The organism is Pyrobaculum sp. (assembly GCF_049971835.1).
Taxonomy (GTDB): Archaea; Thermoproteota; Thermoprotei; order Thermoproteales; family Thermoproteaceae; genus Pyrobaculum.
In genome coordinates, this window is record NZ_JBMFKV010000229.1 from 1 (window position 1) to 2632 (window position 2632).

3 protein-coding genes are annotated in these 2632 nt (G+C 52.8%); 1 reads left to right on the plus strand and 2 read right to left on the minus strand.

Features of this window, described 5'->3' with window-relative positions:
• Positions 1–136 precede the first annotated feature (136 nt).
• Positions 137–883, plus strand: coding sequence for a hypothetical protein (locus tag ACP5J3_RS12845; RefSeq protein ID WP_428496047.1), 747 nt, complete (start codon positions 137–139; stop codon positions 881–883).
• A 247-nt stretch (positions 884–1130) separates the two neighbouring features.
• Here ACP5J3_RS12845 and ACP5J3_RS12850 read toward each other — a convergent pair whose 3' ends face one another.
• Together ACP5J3_RS12850 and ACP5J3_RS12855 are read right to left on the minus strand one after the other, a co-directional pair.
• Entirely contained in the window at positions 1131–1505 is a 375-nt protein-coding gene (locus tag ACP5J3_RS12850; protein ID WP_428496048.1) for a DUF5518 domain-containing protein, read from the minus strand.
• A 22-nt stretch (positions 1506–1527) separates the two neighbouring features.
• On the minus strand, positions 1528–2632 hold a 1105-nt coding region (locus tag ACP5J3_RS12855; RefSeq protein WP_428496049.1), incomplete at its 5' end, for a S8 family peptidase.

Below are 2632 nucleotides of genomic sequence, written 5' to 3' on the forward strand. Positions count from 1 at the left end.
TTTAGCAACTATCGGCGTTTTAACTGGCTTCTTTGTGTATCTCGCTGGCGTAATTTTTATGTGGCTGGGGCTGTCGTAGCTCTGCCGCAACACGGGAGGGGAGTTGGCGGAATGGGTGGCCGCCGCCGCGTTGGCCATGGCTGTCTTTGAGGTGGCATTCAGATATCTACAAATCTCCCTCTTCCCGCTTAATTGGTCGCCTCCCGGCTTTACCATTGAGCTACTCCTAGGGGTCATAGCTCTAATGGGAGGATGGGCGCTACAGCTATACTCGGCAAATCTTCTAAAAACAATAGCTTGCGGCTTAGAGTTCAGGTACCTGGAGAGGGCGGTAGAGGTATATAGGTGGGGCTCTATACTATCCATATTCATAGTGGGACTGAACATAATCTCAATATCGTACTTAGCTATAGCCATAATTACCTTCATAGAGTTGTTACAAGAGCCACCGCCTCCTCCACCTGAACCTGAGATGCGATACAATTCCCGACAACCGCTGGTAGATTTCTCAGAGCCCAAACAACTTCCGAGCTACATATGTCAAGATTTTGAAAGGGCTCTTAAGCTGGTGGAGCAGTTCCGAGATTATGTAAAGGCCGCCGGGAGGGGGCCGCTGACTAGGGAAAAGCTTAGAGAAATTCGCCGACTGTTGGGACGCGGATTCCTGAGTGAGTTGCATGGCAATTTGTCTGCGTTGAAGAGCTTCGCAGAGGGGAGATATCCAGACATTGTACAGATAGTAGACAACCTACTGCCCATAGTGAATAACCTACTGTATGAAATATATGACTCCATTCCAACTTCATCTTCTGTCATTTACAATCTTTCACGGCTATCGAAATCGATTGAATATGTACTAAGAGAACGTTGCCTTAACTACTAGATATTTGGGAGATTAAGTTATGCAATGCGTCACCATCGCACCAGGCCGCAACATCTATTAGTACAGAGACGGTGCGCACGCGATTACCGCCTGGTTCTCCATCGACGCGCTACTTGTCTAGAACATGGCTTCTATTGGGTTACTGCATTTAAATATAAATGATCATTACAGTGACTAAGTTTACTGATATGTATATATACTTAATTGATATTGAATAATTTTTAAAATTGTTATAAAAAGATCGGGTTTATTTCTTTGTATAGGTTGCTATTAGTCCGCCGATGACACCTCCTACTGCTGAGAGGAGGGCTCCTTTTATGGATAGTATTATTGGTATGAGGGCGGCTAGCGGGAGGAGGCCGGTGAGGGGGCCGAGGATTGGGGCTAGAATTGGTGATATGAAGGGTAGCAGGGCTAGGATCACTATGGATAGGATGAGTCCTCCAAGTATCCCCGCTAGGAAGCCGGCGAGGACAGCGCGGCCTAGGGTGCCGCTTGCTATGTAGCCGGCGAGGGCTCCTCCGACTAGCTCGTTGAAGGCGGGTATTATGAAGCCGAGGGCTACGTTGGTGATGAAGCCTATGAGGACGGCGGCGATTATGCTTCCCTGTCGTGTTGCCATGTGTACTGGCTAGGTGGTTTTTTTAAAGTTTTAGTATTTTGATTAGTTCGTCTAGGGTGATGTGGCCTTGTGTGTAGAGGGTTATTAACTGCTCTCTGGTGATTAGCCCCGCCTTGTAGGCGGCGGCTACTTGGTTGATGAAGTTTTGTTTCTGGAGGTTTGGCGGCGGCTTCGCGAGGACTGAGAGTATGCCTATTATGGGTATGGCGGCGGCTATGGCGGTTATTGAGGTGGCGGCTGTCTCGAAGGCTTGGGTTGCTGTGGTGGCCAGCGCTTTGTCTAGGCGGAGTAGGCCTCTGCCCTGGTCCTCCGGTGGCTGGCCTAGGTCTTCCGTGGTTTGGAGTATGCGGTTTCTGACAGCTACGGCGGCTGGGGTGTCCCTCAGCTTGCCCTCCCTTGCCATTTGGAAGAGGAGCGCGGCGGCTCCCGAGACGTGGGGGGCGGCCATGCTTGTGCCGATGCAGGCCATGTGGCAGTTGCCTACTGGCGGGCAGAGGGGGTTGCCTCTGCGGGGCCTCGCCGCCACCACGCCTCTGCCCCTCACGCCACCTGGCGCCACGAGATCTGGTTTTATGAGGTTGTCTACAGGGCCTCTGCTACTGTACTCTGCTATCCTCTTGTCAGGCCCCACGGCCCCTACGGCTATGACGTATTCGCCTAGGGCTGGGCTTTCTATAGTGCCTCTCTCCGGCCCCGAGTTCCCCGCGGCGGCTACGGGGAGTTTGCCTCTGGAGAGGAGCCAGTTGGCGGCTCTCGCCACGGGATCTCCTAGCTCTCCGGGTCTTCCGAAGCTCATGTTAACAACGTCGATTTGGGCTTCGGTACCAGCGTGGTATATGGCCCTCAATACCACGTGGTCGCTGGAGACGCCGTGTTTATTGAAGGCTTTGATATTGTATATCTTAGCTCCCCGGGCCACTCCAACGTCGCCGCCGGCGGCTATGCTGGCTACGTGGGTCCCGTGTCCGTTTAGGTCCTCCTGGCCCTCGCCGGTGAAGTCTTTGTTGCCTACGATCTTTCCGTCTAGGCCGCAGGCGCCGCTGTCTACTCCGCTGTCTATCACCGCTATTGTGACTCTGGAGCCGTTGTAGGGGTAGTCGTCTCGCCAGCCGATTAGCTCTAGGTTC

Excerpts from the sequence above, each read along its gene's own strand:
- ACP5J3_RS12845 (WP_428496047.1), top strand. The coding sequence starts at position 137 with ATGGCTGTCTTTGAGGTGGCATTCAGATATCTACAAATCTCCCTCTTC.
- ACP5J3_RS12850 (WP_428496048.1), bottom strand. The coding sequence starts at position 1,505 with ATGGCAACACGACAGGGAAGCATAATCGCCGCCGTCCTCATAGGCTTC.